10 protein-coding genes are annotated in these 15,978 nt (G+C 73.2%); 6 read left to right on the top strand and 4 right to left on the bottom strand.

From position 1 onward, the window contains the following. Both ACFYQQ_RS36500 and ACFYQQ_RS36495 read left to right on the top strand, forming a co-directional pair. Complete coding sequence (locus tag ACFYQQ_RS36500) at nt 1-879, top strand: hypothetical protein (protein ID WP_355781394.1); 879 nt, start codon at nt 1-3, stop codon at nt 877-879. 41 nt (nt 880-920) lie between these two features. Then, entirely contained in the window at nt 921-5,573 is a 4,653-nt protein-coding gene (locus ACFYQQ_RS36495; RefSeq protein WP_388906841.1) for a hypothetical protein, read from the top strand. Nucleotides 5,574-5,646: 73 nt separating this feature from the next. On the opposite strand, the gene ACFYQQ_RS36490 is transcribed toward ACFYQQ_RS36495, so the two are convergent. Next, nucleotides 5,647-7,203 carry an amino acid permease gene (locus ACFYQQ_RS36490; RefSeq protein ID WP_355791028.1) on the bottom strand — a complete coding sequence of 519 codons (1,557 nt, stop codon included), beginning with the start codon at nt 7,201-7,203 and terminating at the stop codon, nt 5,647-5,649. 372 nt (nt 7,204-7,575) lie between these two features. After that, nucleotides 7,576-8,061 carry a hypothetical protein gene (locus ACFYQQ_RS36485; protein WP_388906967.1) on the bottom strand — a complete coding sequence of 162 codons (486 nt, stop codon included), beginning with the start codon at nt 8,059-8,061 and terminating at the stop codon, nt 7,576-7,578. Between the two features lie 648 nt (nt 8,062-8,709). Between ACFYQQ_RS36485 and ACFYQQ_RS36480 the strand changes: the two genes are divergently transcribed. The 4 genes from ACFYQQ_RS36480 to ACFYQQ_RS36465 all read left to right on the top strand — a co-directional run bounded on the left by ACFYQQ_RS36480 (nt 8,710) and on the right by ACFYQQ_RS36465 (nt 13,342). Further along, entirely contained in the window at nt 8,710-11,631 is a 2,922-nt protein-coding gene (locus ACFYQQ_RS36480; protein WP_388906838.1) for a nitrate- and nitrite sensing domain-containing protein, read from the top strand. Beyond that, nucleotides 11,628-12,068, top strand: a complete 441-nt coding sequence (locus tag ACFYQQ_RS36475; protein ID WP_355794421.1) for a roadblock/LC7 domain-containing protein — start codon at nt 11,628-11,630, stop codon at nt 12,066-12,068. The genes ACFYQQ_RS36480 and ACFYQQ_RS36475 overlap by 4 nt, the downstream gene beginning before the upstream one ends. 9 nt (nt 12,069-12,077) lie before the next feature. Next, complete coding sequence (locus ACFYQQ_RS36470) at nt 12,078-12,473, top strand: DUF742 domain-containing protein (protein ID WP_355794420.1); 396 nt, start codon at nt 12,078-12,080, stop codon at nt 12,471-12,473. Between the two features lie 263 nt (nt 12,474-12,736). After that, nucleotides 12,737-13,342, top strand: coding sequence for an ATP/GTP-binding protein (locus ACFYQQ_RS36465; RefSeq protein ID WP_355794419.1), 606 nt, complete (start codon nt 12,737-12,739; stop codon nt 13,340-13,342). A 184-nt stretch (nt 13,343-13,526) separates the two neighbouring features. Here ACFYQQ_RS36465 and glpK read toward each other — a convergent pair whose 3' ends face one another. Next, nucleotides 13,527-15,044 carry a glycerol kinase GlpK gene (glpK, locus tag ACFYQQ_RS36460; RefSeq protein WP_355793697.1) on the bottom strand — a complete coding sequence of 506 codons (1,518 nt, stop codon included), beginning with the start codon at nt 15,042-15,044 and terminating at the stop codon, nt 13,527-13,529. A 23-nt stretch (nt 15,045-15,067) separates the two neighbouring features. Continuing rightward, nucleotides 15,068-15,850, bottom strand: coding sequence for an MIP/aquaporin family protein (locus tag ACFYQQ_RS36455; protein ID WP_355793695.1), 783 nt, complete (start codon nt 15,848-15,850; stop codon nt 15,068-15,070). Nucleotides 15,851-15,978: the final 128 nt, after the last annotated feature.

Here is a 15,978-nt window from a genome sequence, read left to right as displayed (position 1 = left end):
GTGACCGAGCACGTCGAGTGGAGTGAACCGGAGGCAGCCGCCGCTCCGGCGAGCGCCGCCGTCACCCCCGCCGACGCCGCCGACGCGGCGCGGCTCGTCGCCTTCGGACTGCAGCCCAAACTGCAGCCCGCCCGCGACCAGGAGTACACCGAACTGCTGCGCCGCTACCGCGAGGACCCGCCCTTCGCCCGGCTCGCCGACGCCGTGGCCGCCGGGCTCGGCCTCGTCGTCCTGGAGGTCTCCCCGCGCGCGGGGATGGCGGTGACCGCCGCCGAGGACTCCGTGTTCGCCGTCCGCATGGGCGACTACGCGCGCCGGACGTCCGCCGACTCCAGTGACCGGTTCCTGCACGGCCTCGCGCATCTCGCCGTCGCCGCCATGGCGTTCCCGCGCCCCGAGGACCTCGCCGACGACGGGTACATCGGGCGCGTGACGGTCAACGGCGTCGACGCCTTCGTCCGGCAGGCCTGCCGGCGCCTGGAGGAGCGGGCCGACGAGACCGGCGAGAACACCGACCCGGCGACGGACGCGCCGGGCCTGGAGGCCGCCTGGCGGATCTGGGTGCGGCGCAGCTCCACCGGCGCCACCAAGGACGCGCGCAGACTCGCCGGTTCGACGACGGGCATCGTCGGCAAGGCCGTCGCGTTCCTGACCGACTCCGGTTTCCTCCAGCGCACCGGCGACGACTCGGGGGGCACGTACCGGACCACCGCCCGCTACCAGCTCCAGGTACGGGACATGGCGGGCAGCGCGGCCATGGCCGAACTCCTGGAACTGGGCGTCGTCCCGGTCACCGACGGCACCGCGAGCCTGCTGCCCGCCGAGCAGACCGACGACCTGGAACTCGTCGCCGACGCCGGACTGCCGTTCCACTCCTGACCGCACCGCCCCCCCCCACACGATCACGAGAGTCCGCCGCCATGTACGAGCTGTCCCGGGTCCGCCTCTACTCCATCGGGCCCGCCGGTGCGCGCTACGCCGACACCGTCCTGGACCTGAGGGGCGTCGGCGAGCCCGTGCCCGACCCCGCGCCCACCCAGGCGGAGTTCTTCGAGGAGGAGCCCGTCGGCCCGCCGCGCCGCCCGGCACCCGCGGGCGTCCTCTTCCTGGAGAACGGCGGCGGCAAGTCGGTCCTGCTCAAGCTGATCTTCTCGGTGATGCTGCCGGGACACCGGAACACCCTGGGCGGCGCCAGCTCCGGCGTCCTGCGCAAGTTCCTCCTCGCGGACGACTGCGGACACGTCGCGCTGGAGTGGCAGCACACCCTGACCGGCGAGTGCGTCGTCGTCGGCAAGGTCAGCGAGTGGCGGGGACGGCAGGTCTCCAACGACCCGCGCAAGTTCGCCGAGGCCTGGTACTCCTTCCGGCCCGGTCCCGGGCTGAGCCTGGACAACCTGCCCGTCGCCGAGGCCACCACCGTCCGGCCGCCGGTCGAGGGCGTCTCCGGCGCCCAGGGCCGGCGCCGCACCATGAAGGGCTTCCGGGACGCGATCACCGAGGCCGGCAAGGCCTACCCCCACCTGGAGGTGCACTGGGAGGAGATCCACGACCGCTGGAACGAGCACCTCGGCGACCTGGGCCTCGACCCCGAACTCTTCCGCTACCAGCGCGAGATGAACGCGGACGAGGGCGAGGCCGCCGGCCTGTTCGCGGTCAAGAAGGACTCCGACTTCACCGACCTGCTGCTGCGCGCCGTCACCGACACCCGGGACACGGACGGGCTCGCCGACCTGGTCGGCGGCTTCGGCAACAAGCTGGGCAGGCGCGCCGAACTCATCGCCGAACGGGACTTCACCGCCGGGTCCGTGGATCTCCTCGGCAGGATCGTCGAGGCCGCCGAGGCCCGCGGCCGCGCGCGGGACATCCACACGGGCGCCGAGCGGCGCACCCGCACCCTGGCCAGGCGGCTCTCCGCGCGCTCGGTCCAGGAGCGGCACCGCGTGGGCGACCTCGCCCAGCAGGTCACCGCGGCCGCGCACACGGTCACCGAAGCCGAGGGCGCCCGCTCCCGGAGCGGACTGGTCGCCGCCGAACTCGCCTACCGGCACGCCTCGTTGGCCCTCGCCGCCGCCGAGAGGTCCGCGGCGGCCCAGAAACGGGAACTCGCCGACGCGCGGACCCTGCACGCCGCCTGGCAGGCCGCCGAACTGGTCCTGCGGCACCGCGCCGCCGCCGACCGCTCCGCGCGCGTGGCCGCGGCGATCCGCGAGGCCGAGCGGGACGCGGCACCCGCGCTCGCCGCCCGGGCGAAGGCCGCCGTCGACCTCGTACGCGCCCTGCACGGCGCCGCCGAAGGGGCCGAGGCGCTCGCCAACGAGGAGGAGGAGCGGTCCGCCGGACTCCAGGAGGTCGGCGAGGCGGCGCACCGCGACGCGACGGCCGCCGCCACCGAGGCGCAGCGCGCCCGCAGCGAGATCGGCCACCTGCGCCAGCGGCTGGCCGAGGTCGAGCAGGAGACCGCCGAGGCGGTGCGCGCCGGCTGGCTCGACGACAGCGCCCCGGACGCCGACCCGGCGCGGGCCGCGCTGGCCGCCAGCGACGCCGAGAAATCCGCCGTCGCCGCCTGGGACACCGCCCGGGACGCCTCGCGACGCGCCTCGGAGCACGCTCGGGAGGCGGCCGCCGCCGAGTCCCGCGCGGAACTGACCGCGGCCCGCGCGGCGGACGCGGCGACGGCCGCGGAGCGCGCCCACGACGCGGAGCGGCGCACGGCACTCGGCCTCGCGGGCGAGGAGCGGCTCACGGAACTGCTCGGCCTGCCCGGGGCCCCCGCGCGCGCGGGCGTGCCGCAGCCCCGGCGGGACGAGAGCGCCGGCGAGCCGGACCACCCGGGGCAGAGCAGCCCGCTCAGCCCGGAGGAACTGGACGGCTACGCCGATGAGTTGCGCCGCATGCTCGACGAGGGCGTCGCCTCCGCCGAGCGCCAGCTCTTCGACCTGCGGACCGCCGCGGCCGACGACGCCCGGATCCTCGGCGCGCTCGGTGACGGCGGGCTGCTGCCGCCGGGGCCGGACGTGCTGGCCACCGTCGAGTACCTGGGCGAGCACGGCATCCCGGCGCTGCCCGGCTGGCGCTATCTCGCGCAAGCCGTCGACCCCGTCGACCACGCCCGCGTACTGGCCGCCCGGCCCGAGCTCGTCGACGGCGTGATCATCACCGACCCGGACACCCACGCCCGGGCCCGTCAGGCGCTCGCCGAGGCCGCGCTGCTGCCGCGCTCCGCCGTCGCGGTCGGCACGGCCGCCGCACTGCTCGCGCCGACCCCGGCGCCGGGTGCCGGTGACGGCGGGGACGTGTTCCTCGTACCGCCCAACCCGGCCATGCATGACGAGCACGCCGCGGACGAGGAGCGGCAGGCGCTGCGGGTCCGCGCGGCCGGCCGGGACGAGGAGATCCGCATTCTCGCCGCCCGGCTCGGCAAGGACCGCGAGCTGGCGGCGCGCCTGGCGTCCTGGCGTGCCGGATGCCCGGCCGGGCGGCTCGTGGAGCTCGCCGACGCCGCCCGGGACGCCCGCGCCTTCGCCGAGGAGGCGGAGGCCGAGCTGGCCGAGGCGCGGGCCGTCCGCGCCGAGGCCGACGAGGAGGCGGCCGAGGCGGCCCTCGTACGGGACGAGCGGCAGGAGGCCGCCCAGCGGGCCCGGCGTGCCGCCGACGCCCTCGCCGGACTCGCCTTCCGCCTGCGCGAACGGGCCGCCTGGCAGGTCAAGCTGCGTGAACTCGCCGACGAGGCAGCCGAGTCGGAGAGCCGCGCCCAGCACTGCCTGGAGCGCGCACGCGCCGCCGACGAGGACCGGCGCGGCGCCCAGCGCGCCGCCGACGACGCCCGCCGCACGGCCCGCGCGCTGCGCGCCGAGCGCGCCGAGATCGCGGGCGTGCCCGAAGGTGTCGAAGCCGAAGACGGCACCGAGGGCACCGACGGCGCCGTCAGGTCCTCACTGCCCGCCCTCCGCGAGGCCTACCGCGCCGCCTCCCAGCTCTACGAGAAGGTCGGCGTCGGCGCCGACCTGCGCGCCGAACAGGCCCGGGCCGAGAGCGACGAGAGCGCGGCGATCGCCGAGTTCGACCGGCTCAGCAACAAGGTGCGCACGCGCGCCGCACAGCTCCTGGAGTCGCCGGACGGCTCCGACGGCCCGTCCCGGCAGGCCGCGGCGGCCCGCGCCGAGGAACTGGTCCAGCTCCTGGAGACCCGGATGTCGACGGCGAGCGAGCAGCTCGGCCGGCTGCGCGGCGAGGCCGAGCGGCACGCACCCGAGGACGGCGGAGCCCACACCGAACTGCCCGAGGAGCTGACGCCCCGGGACGCCGAGCACGCCCAGACCCTGCTGCGCACCGCCACCGGCGAACTCGCCGCCCGCACCGAGGCGTTGAGCCAGGCACGGGAGGCGCACTCCGAGTTGCTCGACGCGCACCGCGCAGCGGAGGACGCGGCCGGCGGCTTCGAGGAGACGGCCGCCCTGCTCCGGGACCTGCTGCGCGAGCACCCGGACGAGGAGCAGGAGGAGACCGAGCCCTACCCCGGCACGCTGGAGGAGGCGCGGCACGCCGCCGCCGAGACCCGCCGCTCGCTGCGCGGCTGCGCCGCCGACCTGTCCGCCGCCGAGGCCGCCGTGCGCGAGGCGAGCGACATCCTCGTCCGGCACGCCAACTCCACGCGATACGAGCAGGTGCGCACCCCGGCACGGCAGCAGATCCGCGAGCTGCCCGCCGCCGCGCTGCCGGAGCACGCCCAGAAGTGGGCGGACGCCTTCGCGCCCCGACTGCGCGTGCTCACCGACGAGTTGGCGCAGCTGGAGCGGAACAGGGACTCGATCGTCGACCGGCTGCGGGGGCTCGTGGAGTCGTCGCTCGCCACCCTGCGGTCCGCGCAGCGGCTCTCCCGGCTGCCCGAGGGGCTCGGCGAGTGGTCAGGGCAGGAGTTCCTGCGCATCCGTTTCGAGGAGCCCGACCAGGCGACGCTCACCGAGCGGCTCGGGGAGGTCGTCGACGAGGCCACGCGTGCGGCGGTCAAGAAGAACTCGGACATGCGCCGCGACGGCATGTCGTTGCTGCTGCGGGGCGTCAGCGCCGCACTGCACCCGAAGGGCGTCGCCGTCGAGATCCTCAAGCCGGACGCCGTGCTGCGTGCCGAGCGCGTCCCCGTCGGGCAGATGGGCGACGTCTTCTCCGGCGGCCAGCTGCTCACCGCCGCCATCGCCCTGTACTGCACGATGGCGGCGCTGCGCAGCAACGACCGGGGCCGCGACAAGCACCGGCACGCCGGCACGCTCTTCCTCGACAACCCCATCGGGCGGGCCAACGCGACGTACCTGCTGGAGCTCCAGCGCGCCGTGTCCGACGCGCTGGGCGTCCAACTCCTTTACACGACCGGCCTGTTCGACACGACCGCGCTCGCCGAGTTCCCGCTCGTCATCCGGCTGCGCAACGACGCCGACCTGCGGGCCGGGCTGAAGTACATCAGCGTCGAGGAGCACCTGCGGCCCGGTCTGCCGCGGGAGTCGGCCCCGGGGGAGCCCGGCCACAGTGAGATCACCGCGACGCGGATGTACAAGCGGCCGGCGCCGAGCGCCTCGTAGCGGACGGCCGTTCGCCCGGGCACCGCACGTGTGACCGTGCCCGGGCTCCGCGTCCTTGGGGAGACGTCCGCCGTCAGTCGGTCGCGGGGGCGGCGGTGGGGGCGGACGTCTGCGGGTGCAGCCGGTGCTCGGCGAGGACGCCGGTGCGGTGCCGCTGGACGAACCAGTAGTAGGCGTACCCGCCACCGGCGATCACCGTGACGAACAGGACCGCGCCCCAGCGCAGGTACCAGTGGTACGGGGCCGCCGCGTTGTAGACCTCGGACCGCGGCCAGATCAGGTTGACGGTCATGGCCGTGCCCCAGAGCACGGCGAGAACGTTGACCGGCAGGCCCCAGCGGCCCAGCGAGAACTTGCCGTCGCCCGCGGGCCGCCAGGTGCCGCGCAGACGCGCCACCAGCATCGGGACGGTCACGCCGAGGTAGGCGAGGTAGACCATGACGATGCCGATGCTGGTGACGACGGTGAAGATCTGCGGCTGGCGGATGTTCACGACGAGGATCGCCACGGCGAGCACGCCGATGATCACCGCGGGCAGCACCGGCGTCCGGAATCGCGGGCTCACCCGGGCCATCAGGGCGGACGCGGGGAGGTTGTTGTCCCGGGCCATCGCGAAGGCCAGCCGGATCGCCGCCGTGTGCACCGCGAGCGCGCAGACCGTGACCGCGATCAGCACACACCACAGCATCGCCTTGCCGGCCGTCGGTCCGAGCACGTCGAGGACGATGTACTGCAGCCCGTCCGTGGACAGCTTCTCGCCCTTGAGGCCGCCGACGCTCATCAGCGCGAGCAGCAGGACCAGCCCGCCGAGGACGAACGAGGCGACGATCGCGCGGAGGATGGCGCGCGGGGCGTTGCGCGAGGGGTCCAGGGACTCCTCGCCCAGGGAGGCAGCCGTGTCGAAGCCGTACATGACGTACGCGGACGCGAGTGAGGCGACGAGGAACGGGCCGAGGTAGCCGAACGACTCGCCGGTCCCGTGGCCCTGCGTCTCCATGACGACCTGCGGTCCGCGCGTGATGTGGACGGCGAACAGCACGATGAGGACGACGGTCGCGATCAGCTCGACGAGGACGCCGGCGCTGTTGATGGTGGCCATGAGCTTCACGCCGAAGGCGTTCACCAGGGTGGTGAAGAGAATGAGCACCGTGGCCAGGACCACGGCGTTCGTCGCGACGTCGTACTTCCCGGTGCCGTCCCCGACGAACTGGAAGACGGACGAGATCTGCGGCAGCGTCAGCTGATAGGCGAGGGCCACGGCGGCGATCGACACGATGGAGGCGACGAGCATCATCCACCCGGCCAGCCAGCCGAGGTGCGGATTGCCCATCTTCTTCGACCAGTTGTAGACGGACCCGGCGACGGGGTGACGGGCGGCCAGTTCGGCGAAACACAGGGCCACCATGAACTGTCCGGCGAAGACCATCGGCCAGGACCACCAGTAGGCGGGGCCGCCGCTGCCGTAACCGAAGTAGAAGAGCTGGAAGGTGCCGGTGAGGATCGAGATGTAGCTGATGCCGGCGGCGAAGGTGTGGAAGTTGCCGAGGGTGCGCTTGAGTTCGGGTCGGTAGCCGAACTCGGCCAGTTCGGAGTCGTCGTTCTGCCCGGTCGTGGGCGGACGGGTCGTCATGAGCGGCCTCCTGGATCGGCGAGCGGGGACGACCCGTGCGGGACCCTGCCGGTTCGCCTGGCGACGCCCACAGCTCGCAGGCCGCCCGGCGACTCCACCCTCATCAGGCCGACGCGCAACTCTCGTACCAGTCAGGCCTATCCGGCAATCCCCGTACCTGCGCGGACCGCCGAGCAACTCCCGTACCGACTGTCCCGGCCCCGGCTACCCCGACCGGTACCCGGAAACCCCGTACCGACAAGGCCGGCCCTGAGAGGCCCCGCGCACTCAGGGCCGCCCTGGCAACCCCGTACCGGCAAGGTCGGCACGACAACGCGTACCGACAGGCCGAAGCGCCAACCCCGTACCCGCGAACGCCGTTCCGCCTCGCGCCTACGAGTGCGACAGTCGGCGGGCGCCGCTCCGGCGCCGTATCCGCTGCTGGGCGCGCTCCGCCGTGCGGGCGTGCCGGCGGGCCGTGCGACGCTCGCGCCTGAGCGCGCGTGCCGTGCTGCTCGGGACGGACACCACTCCGTGCCGCTGGTTCCACACCTGGCGGGTGACCCAGACGTCGAGGGCGGCCCAGGTGGCGACCACGGTGCTCGCGACGCTGCTGAGGACCATCGGGAAGGCCAGCCAGGAGCCGGCCAGGGTGCACAGGAAGGCCACCACGCCCTGCATGAGCGTGACCGCGATGATGATCACGGCGCGCACGGCCGCCGTACGCACCGGATCGGGCAGCCGGCGCCTGCGCGCGGGCTCCTCGACCCACAACGGCCGGTAGTAGTACCGCTCTTCGGCGCGCTCGCGGGCCGCTCCGCCGGACCCCGCGCCCGCCCTCGGGTCACCGCTCTCCGCCGTGGACCGGGGCGCGGTCAGCACCTCGTCCGCCTGGACCAGCCGGTGGGTGCCGCTGTCGTCCCCGCGCGGGTCGGCCGGGCGTGGACCAGTGGCGTCGCCCGCGCGCTGGGGGCCCCGTGGCCCGGCCGTCGTCGCGTCGCGTCCGCCCGTCGTGGCGCCGGGATCGGGGGCCTGCGGTCCCCGTCGTGCAGCCACCGGCGTCGCAACGCCGCTCCTGAGCGCCTCGCGCTCCACCGTGCCCATCAACTCGTCACTCCCCATCCCCAGCAGACCGCTCGCCCTGGTGCCTCAGGACTCCCGCTTCCCAGTGGCCTGCCCGGGTTGCGCTGTTTTACGCGACCTGGACGCGGCCTGCGGCACCTTGTGGCCGGTTCCGCCCCTCGTTCCCGTACAGAAAGACGAACGACCTCCGGCAAAGATTCCCGGCGACCGAAGCTTTCCGGCCAACCGGCCGGACAGTTGAACGCGTTGTGGCCCCGACGCGGGTGCCGGAACGGGGAGGCAATCTCCCGCAATGCACGGACAACTGCTGATGTCCCGTGCGGTACACGGCAGATGGAGGTTCGGACAGCCCTTCGAGATACCGCTGTGTCGGTAGTAGGCTCACGCCGTTTGTTGACGCACATGTGTGCCCCCGGGCCGGCGGGGGTCGAGCTGGGGGAGGCCATGCGCTTTCGCGGGAAGTCCATCCGCCGGAAGATCGTGGCGCTGCTGCTCGTGCCGCTCGTGTCCCTGACCGCGATCTGGGGCTTCGCCACGGTGCTCACCGGGCGCGAGGCGATCCACCTGTTCGAGGTGTCCGACGTCGTCGAGAAGGTCGGTTTCGCCACCGAGGACACCGTCGGCGTCCTCCAGCAGGAACGCCGCCAGAGCCTCGTCCACCTCGCCGACCCGCGTGCCTCGGACGCCCAGGCGGCGCTCAGGCGCAGCAGGGCCGCCACCGACAAGGCCGTCGCCAAGGTCCGCAGGAACGCCGAGGACCCGGACGTGCGCGGGGAGATGAGCGAGGGCACCGGCGAGCGCGTCGCCTCGATCCTGGACGCCCTGGACGGGCTCGACTCGCTGCGCCACGGCGTCGACGAGGGCACCGTCGACCGGACCCAGGCACTCGACCTCTACAACCGGATCGTCGACCCCTGCTACGTCCTCATGGCCAACCTCCACGTGCTGGACAACGTCGAGATGGACAAGCAGGGCCGGGCCCTGGCCAACGTCGGGCGCGCCCGGGAGCTGCTCTCCCGCGAGGACGCGCTCCTCGGCTCGGCGCTCGTCGCGGGCCGGATCACCGACGACGAGATCCGCGACGTGTCGGACCTCGTCGCCCAGCGCAGCCTGCTGTACGACACCAGCCTGCCGCTGCTGCCGGGCTCCGAACGCGCCCGCTTCGGGCGCTACTGGAAGAACGCCGGCACCGCGCCCCTGCGCAACGCCGAACAGGCCGTCATCGCCGCGACCCCGGGCGCGCCCCGCGGGATCACCGCGAAGAGCTGGGACGAGACGGCCGGGGCGACCCTCGTCGAACTGGGACGAATGGACGACGAGGCCCAGGACCGCTACCGGGACCGGGTCCACCCCCTGGCGGTCAACGTCATCGTCAAGGCTGCCATCGCGGGCGTCCTGGGCCTCGCGGCCCTGCTCGTCTCCCTGTTCATGTCCGTGCGCATCGGCCGGACCCTGATCCGCGACCTGCGCAGGCTGCGGCTGGAGGCCCACGAGGCGTCCGGCGTACGGCTGCCGAGCGTCATGCGCCGGCTCTCCGCGGGCGAACAGGTCGACGTGGAGACGGAAGTGCCGCGCCTGGAGTACGACAAGAACGAGATCGGCGAGGTCGGCCAGGCCCTCAACACCCTCCAGCGCGCCGCCGTCGAGGCCGCCGTCAAGCAGTCGGAACTGCGCGAGGGCGTCTCCGAGGTCTTCGTCAACCTCGCCCGGCGCAGCCAGGTCCTGCTGCACAAGCAGCTCACACTGCTCGACACCATGGAACGCAGGACCGAGGACACCGACGAACTCGCCGACCTGTTCCGCCTGGACCACCTGACGACGCGTATGCGCCGCCATGCCGAGGGTCTCGTCATCCTCTCGGGCGCGGCACCCTCACGGCAGTGGCGCAAACCCATCCAGCTCATGGACATCGTGCGCGCCGCCGTCGCCGAGGTCGAGGACTACGAGCGCATCGAGGTACGCCGTCTGCCGCGGGTCGCCGTCACCGGCCCGGCGGTCGCCGACCTCACCCACCTCGTGGCCGAACTCCTGGAGAACGCCACCGTGTTCTCGCCCCCGCACACCGCAGTCCAGGTGCTCGGGGAGCGCGTCGCCAACGGCTTCACGCTGGAGATCCACGACCGCGGCCTCGGCATGGCCGCCGAGGCGCTGCTCGACGCCAACCTCCGGCTCGCCGAGACCCCCGAGTTCGAGCTGTCCGACACCGACCGGCTCGGCCTGTTCGTGGTCAGCCGGCTGGCCCAGCGGCAGAACGTCCGCGTCTCCCTGCAGCCCTCCCCGTACGGCGGCACCACGGCCGTCGTCTTCATCCCCGACGTGCTGCTCACCGACGACGTGCCCGACACGAACGGCACCGGCTTCCGCCTCGACCGCGCGACGCAGGCGAAGGAGACCGGGAGCGAGCAGGACCGCAAGGCGGCGCTGGCGCAGGTCCCGGTACGGCTGCCGGGCCTGCCCGCCTCGATCCTGGACGGTCCCGTCGAACTGGAGGCCCCCGTCGGCCTCGACGCGCTGGGCGACCTGCCCGGCGTCCTGGGCGAGGACGACGGCGAGGGAGGCGGCCTCTTCCGGCCGCGCCGCTCCGTCACCGGTGTCCCCGGCGAGCAGCACCAGCAGGCGCGTGAGGGCCACGGCGAGTCGGCGCGCCCCGCCGACCCGGTCCACCCCGACGCCCCCGTACCGCTGCCGCAGCGCCGCAGGGCCCCCAAGCTGGTCAGCTCGCACGGGCGCCCGGTGACGGAGGCGCGGTCCCGGCGCGGGGACGCGGAGGGGGAGTCGACGGAGAGTACGGAGCCGTTGCCGTCCAGGCACACGGAATTCGAGGAGGCGGCGCCCTCGGCGGCCCGCCGCGGTGCGCGCGCCGACACGGCACGCGCCGTCGCCGAGCGCCCCGTGTCGTCGCGCCGCTTCGGCGGCGGACGCGGCGATCCCCCGGGCGGGCCGGACGGCGGACTCGGTGAAGCGCCGGCTCCCCTCGGGAGCGAGCGCACCGGCACCTCCGGGCGGCACGGCGAGCCCGGTCAGGCCCACGGCGTCGTCCCCGCGCGCGGGCGCCGCTCCGACCGGCCGGGCGGTACGGACGAGACGGCCGCGACCGGCTTGGAGAGCCCGGACGCTGGCGCGCTGCCCCGCCGGGTACGGCAGGCCAGCCTCGCCCCGCAGCTGAAGGACGGACCCGAGCGGCGCACCGAGCGCGACAGGACCGCGGGTGAAGGTCCGCTTCCCGCCGAACGTGACGCCGACGACGTACGCAGCCGCATGGCCTCCCTCCAGCGGGGCTGGCAGCGCGGCCGCGAGGAGAACGCCGGGGGCGACGATGCCCACGGCGGCTCAGCACAAGGAACGACAGAGGGAGACGGTCGATGACCGCACCGAAGGCCGCAGGGCACCCCGTGAGCAGCGCGACGTCGGGGGAGCTCAACTGGCTCCTCGACGATCTGGTGGACCGGGTCGCCAGCATCCGCAAGGCGATCGTGCTCTCCGGCGACGGACTGCCCACGGGTGTCTCCAAGGACCTGACCCGGGAGGACAGCGAGCACCTGGCCGCCGTCGCCTCCGGGTTCCACAGCCTCGCCAAGGGGGTCGGTCGGCACTTCGAGGCGGGCAGCGTCCGGCAGACGATCGTGGAGCTCGACGACGCGTTCCTGTTCGTCACGGCCGCCGGCGACGGCAGCTGCCTGGCCGTCCTCTCCGAGGCCGAATCCGACATCGGACAGGTCGCCTACGAGATGACGCTCCTGGTCAAGCGGGTCGGCGTGCATCTGGGCGCGGCTCCGCGCACCGAGCTGCCCACCGACGGGTAGTGGGATGGCATGAGCGGAGACGGTCAGGGGACCAGCCACTGGTTCGACGACGAAGCCGGACCGGTGGTCCGTCCGTACGCCATGACGCGCGGGCGCACCACCAGCCCGGCCCAGCACCGGCTCGACCTGATCGCGGTGGTCGTCACGGAGACCCACGCGGACGACCCCGAGGCGGACCAGACGCTGTCCCCGGAGCACGTGCACATCGTCGAACTCTGCCGTGACGCCCCGCAGTCGGTCGCCGAACTCGCCGCGGAACTCGACCTCCCCATCGGCGTGGTCAGGGTCCTGATCGGCGACCTCGTGGACGAGGAACTGGTTCACGTGACCCGTCCCGTACCGCCCGCGGAGCTGCCGGACGAGAGCATCCTGCGCGATGTGATCAGCGGCCTCCGGGCGCTGTGAGCGGCGGAACCGGGGTGAGGACGTGACAGGCCGGCAGCCCCGGCCCGGCCGCCGAGGGCGGGCCGGGAAGCGCTCTCTCCGGACCCGCTCCGCTGCCGTCCGCGCGGGCACGGCGTCCCGGCCGCGAGGGCGGGACGACCGCCACGGAACCCGGCGGAAGTGAGACGGCGGATGCCCGCCCCGGAGACGTACCTGTCATCGACATTCCGCGCGGCGGCCACGGTCCGCCCCGCCCGACCCCAGCGAAGCAGGAGAAGAGACCGATGATCTTCGGGCGAACTGAGCGCGGCAAGCCTCCGGTCGAGCCCGTCACGCTCAAGATCCTCGTCGCCGGCGGTTTCGGCGTCGGGAAGACGACCCTCGTCGGCGCGGTCAGCGAGATCAGGCCGCTGCGGACGGAGGAGATGCTCACCGAGGCGGGGCGTCCGGTCGACGACATCAGCGGTGTGGAGAGCAAGAAGACCACCACCGTCGCGATGGACTTCGGCCGCATCACCCTCCGCGAGGACCTGGTGCTGTACCTCTTCGGGACGCCGGGACAGGACCGCTTCTGGTTCCTGTGGGACGAACTGGCCACCGGTGCCCTCGGTGCGATCGTCCTCGCCGACACCCGTCGCCTGGAGGACTGCTTCGCAGCGGTCGACTACTTCGAGCGGCGCTCCATCCCCTTCGTGATGGGCGTCAACTGCTTCGAGGGCGCGGCCCGTTACCCGGCCGAGGACGTCCGCCGGGCGCTCGACCTGGACGAGGGCGTCCCCGTGGTGCTCTGCGACGCCCGGGACCGCGAATCGGCCAAGGAAGTACTCATCAGGGTCGTCCAGCACGCGATGGACCAGGCCGCCGTACGCCGCGAGGCCGCCACCGGCTGACGGCACCCGTACGCCGCGCCGGCCGGCCCGTGCGTGCGGCCCGTACCCCCGCCGACCGGGGTACGGGCCGCACTCCTGCACGCGCGTGTGGGCCCACGGGGACCCACACGCACGCAGCGCCGACGACCGGGGTCGTACGCGCGCGGCTCACGTCATGCCACGCGCGCGTGCCTCACCGGCCGGATCACACGCCCTCCTCGTGCCAGCCGAAGCTCTTCTCCACCGCCTTGTGCCAGTTGTGGTACTCGCGATCGCGCTCGGCGGACTCCATGACCGGCGTCCACTCGACGTCCTTCCGCCAGTGCGTCTTGAGCTCGTCGAGGTCGCTCCACACGCCCGTGGCCAGTCCTGCCGCGTAGGCCGCGCCCAGACACGTCGTCTCGGAGACCTTCGGACGGATCACCGGCACACCCAGGACGTCCGCCTGATGCTGCATCAGGAGGTTGTTCTTGGTCATGCCGCCGTCGACCTTCAGGGTGGTGATCTGCACCCCGGAGTCCTGGTACATGGCGTCGACGACCTCGCGGGTCTGCCAGCTCGTGGCCTCCAGGACCGCGCGGGCCAGGTGCGCCTTGGTGACGTACCGGGTGAGGCCGGTGACGACACCCCGCGCGTCGGAACGCCAGTAGGGCGCGTACAGGCCCGAGAAGGCCGGCACGATGTACGCCCCGCCGTTGTCCTCCACGCTCGCCGCCAGCGTCTCGATCTCGTCCGCGGTGCGGATGATCCCCAACTGGTCGCGGAACCACTGCACCAGGGCCCCGGTGATGGCGATCGAGCCCTCCAGGCAGTAGACCGGCGCCTCGTCGCCGATCTTGTAACCCATCGTGGTCAGCAGGCCGTTCTTCGAGGGGACGGGCCGGTTGCCGGTGTTGAGCAGCAGGAAACTGCCGGTGCCGTAGGTGTTCTTGGCCGTGCCGACGTCGTAGCAGGCCTGGCCGAACACGGCCGCCTGCTGGTCGCCGAGCGCCGACGCGACCGGGACGCCCCCGAGTTGGCCCACGGCGGTGCCGTACACCTCGGAGGAGGACCGGATCTCGGGCAGCATCGCCTCGGGGATGTTCATCGCGGAGAGGATGGACGGGTCCCACTGGAGGGTCTCCAGGTTCATCAGCATGGTGCGCCCGGCGTTGGTGACGTCGGTGACGTGCCGTCCGCCGTCCGTGCCGCCGGTGAGGTTCCAGATCAGCCACGAGTCGATCGTGCCGAAGGCGATCTCGCCGCGTTCGGCACGCGCGCGCAGACCCGGCACGTTGTCCAGCAGCCAGGCCGCCTTGGGCCCGGAGAAGTAGCTGGCCAGCGGCAGTCCGGTCTGCTCGCGGAAACGGTCCTGCCCGTCCGTGCCGCCCAGTTCGCCGCAGAGGGCGGAGGTACGGGTGTCCTGCCAGACGATGGCGTTGTGCACCGGCTTGCCCGTGGCGCGGTCCCACAGCACCGTCGTCTCACGCTGGTTGGTGATCCCGAGAGCGCTGAGCTGGTCGGCGCGCAGCCCGGCCTTGGCGATCGCTCCCGCGACCACGGCCTGCACCTTGGACCAGATCTCGGTGGCGTCGTGCTCCACCCAGCCGGGCTTGGGGAAGATCTGTCGGTGCTCGCGCTGGTCGACGGCGACGATCGCGCCGGCCCGGTCGAAGACGATGCAGCGGCTGGAGGTGGTGCCCTGGTCGATTGCGGCGACGTACTTCTCGGCGTTGTCCGGCATGGATACCCCTTGGTCGCTCGAGGTCAGAAGGCTGCGTTGTAGAGGAGGCCCGCGAGCGCCCCTCCGATCAGCGGGCCGACGACCGGGACCCAGGAGTAGCCCCAGTCGGAGGTGCCTTTGTTCGGGATGGGCAGGAACGTGTGCACGATGCGCGGGCCCAGGTCGCGCGCCGGGTTGATGGCGTACCCGGTGGGTCCGCCGAGCGAGAGCCCGATGCCGACGACGAGCAGGGACACCAGCAGGACCGAGATGCCGGAGCCGTAGATCCCCTGCTCCCCGGGGACCGGACCGATGCCGATGCCGATGTTCTTGCCGAAGGCGAGGATCGGCAGCACGAGGGCGATGGTCGCGATGACCTCGGTGAGGAGGTTGGCGACCGGGTTCCGGATCTCGGGGATGGTGGAGAAGATGCCGAGGGTCGGTGTCGGCTCGTCCGCCGTCCCCTCCGTGGTGCCCGTCTTGCGGACGTTGGCCTGGAACTGCGCGAGGTAGACCAGGTAGGCGAGGACGGCGCCGAGCATGGCGCCCACCATCTGGCCGAGTAGGTAGACCCACACCTTGTCCCACACGCCGGTGTCGACGGCGACGCCGATGGTGACGGCCGGGTTGAGGTGGCCGCCCGACAGCGGGGCGGCGGTGTAGGCGCCGGCCAGCACGGCGAATCCCCAGCCGAACGCGATGACGATCCAGCCCGACGCCTGTGCTTTCGAGAATCTGAGAGTGACCGCGGCGCAGACTCCCGCGCCGAAGAGGATGAGGATCGCGGTGCCGATGACCTCACCGACGAATATGTCTGCGTTGCTCATGGCGGCTCCTAGGCCCTCGCCCGGGGCGGTCCGCCCCGGTCCACCGTGCAGGGTGCGTTTCCCATGGCTACTTCAGCCGAGGGCAGGGAGGTCCCGCGCCCCGCCCGGCGTCCGTGACGAGCGTGCCG

The organism is Streptomyces sp. NPDC005496, assembly GCF_042872045.1.
GTDB lineage: Bacteria > Actinomycetota > Actinomycetes > Streptomycetales > Streptomycetaceae > Streptomyces.
The sequence above is the reverse complement of the archived record's forward strand: the minus strand, read 5'-3'. Positions and strand labels throughout refer to the sequence as shown.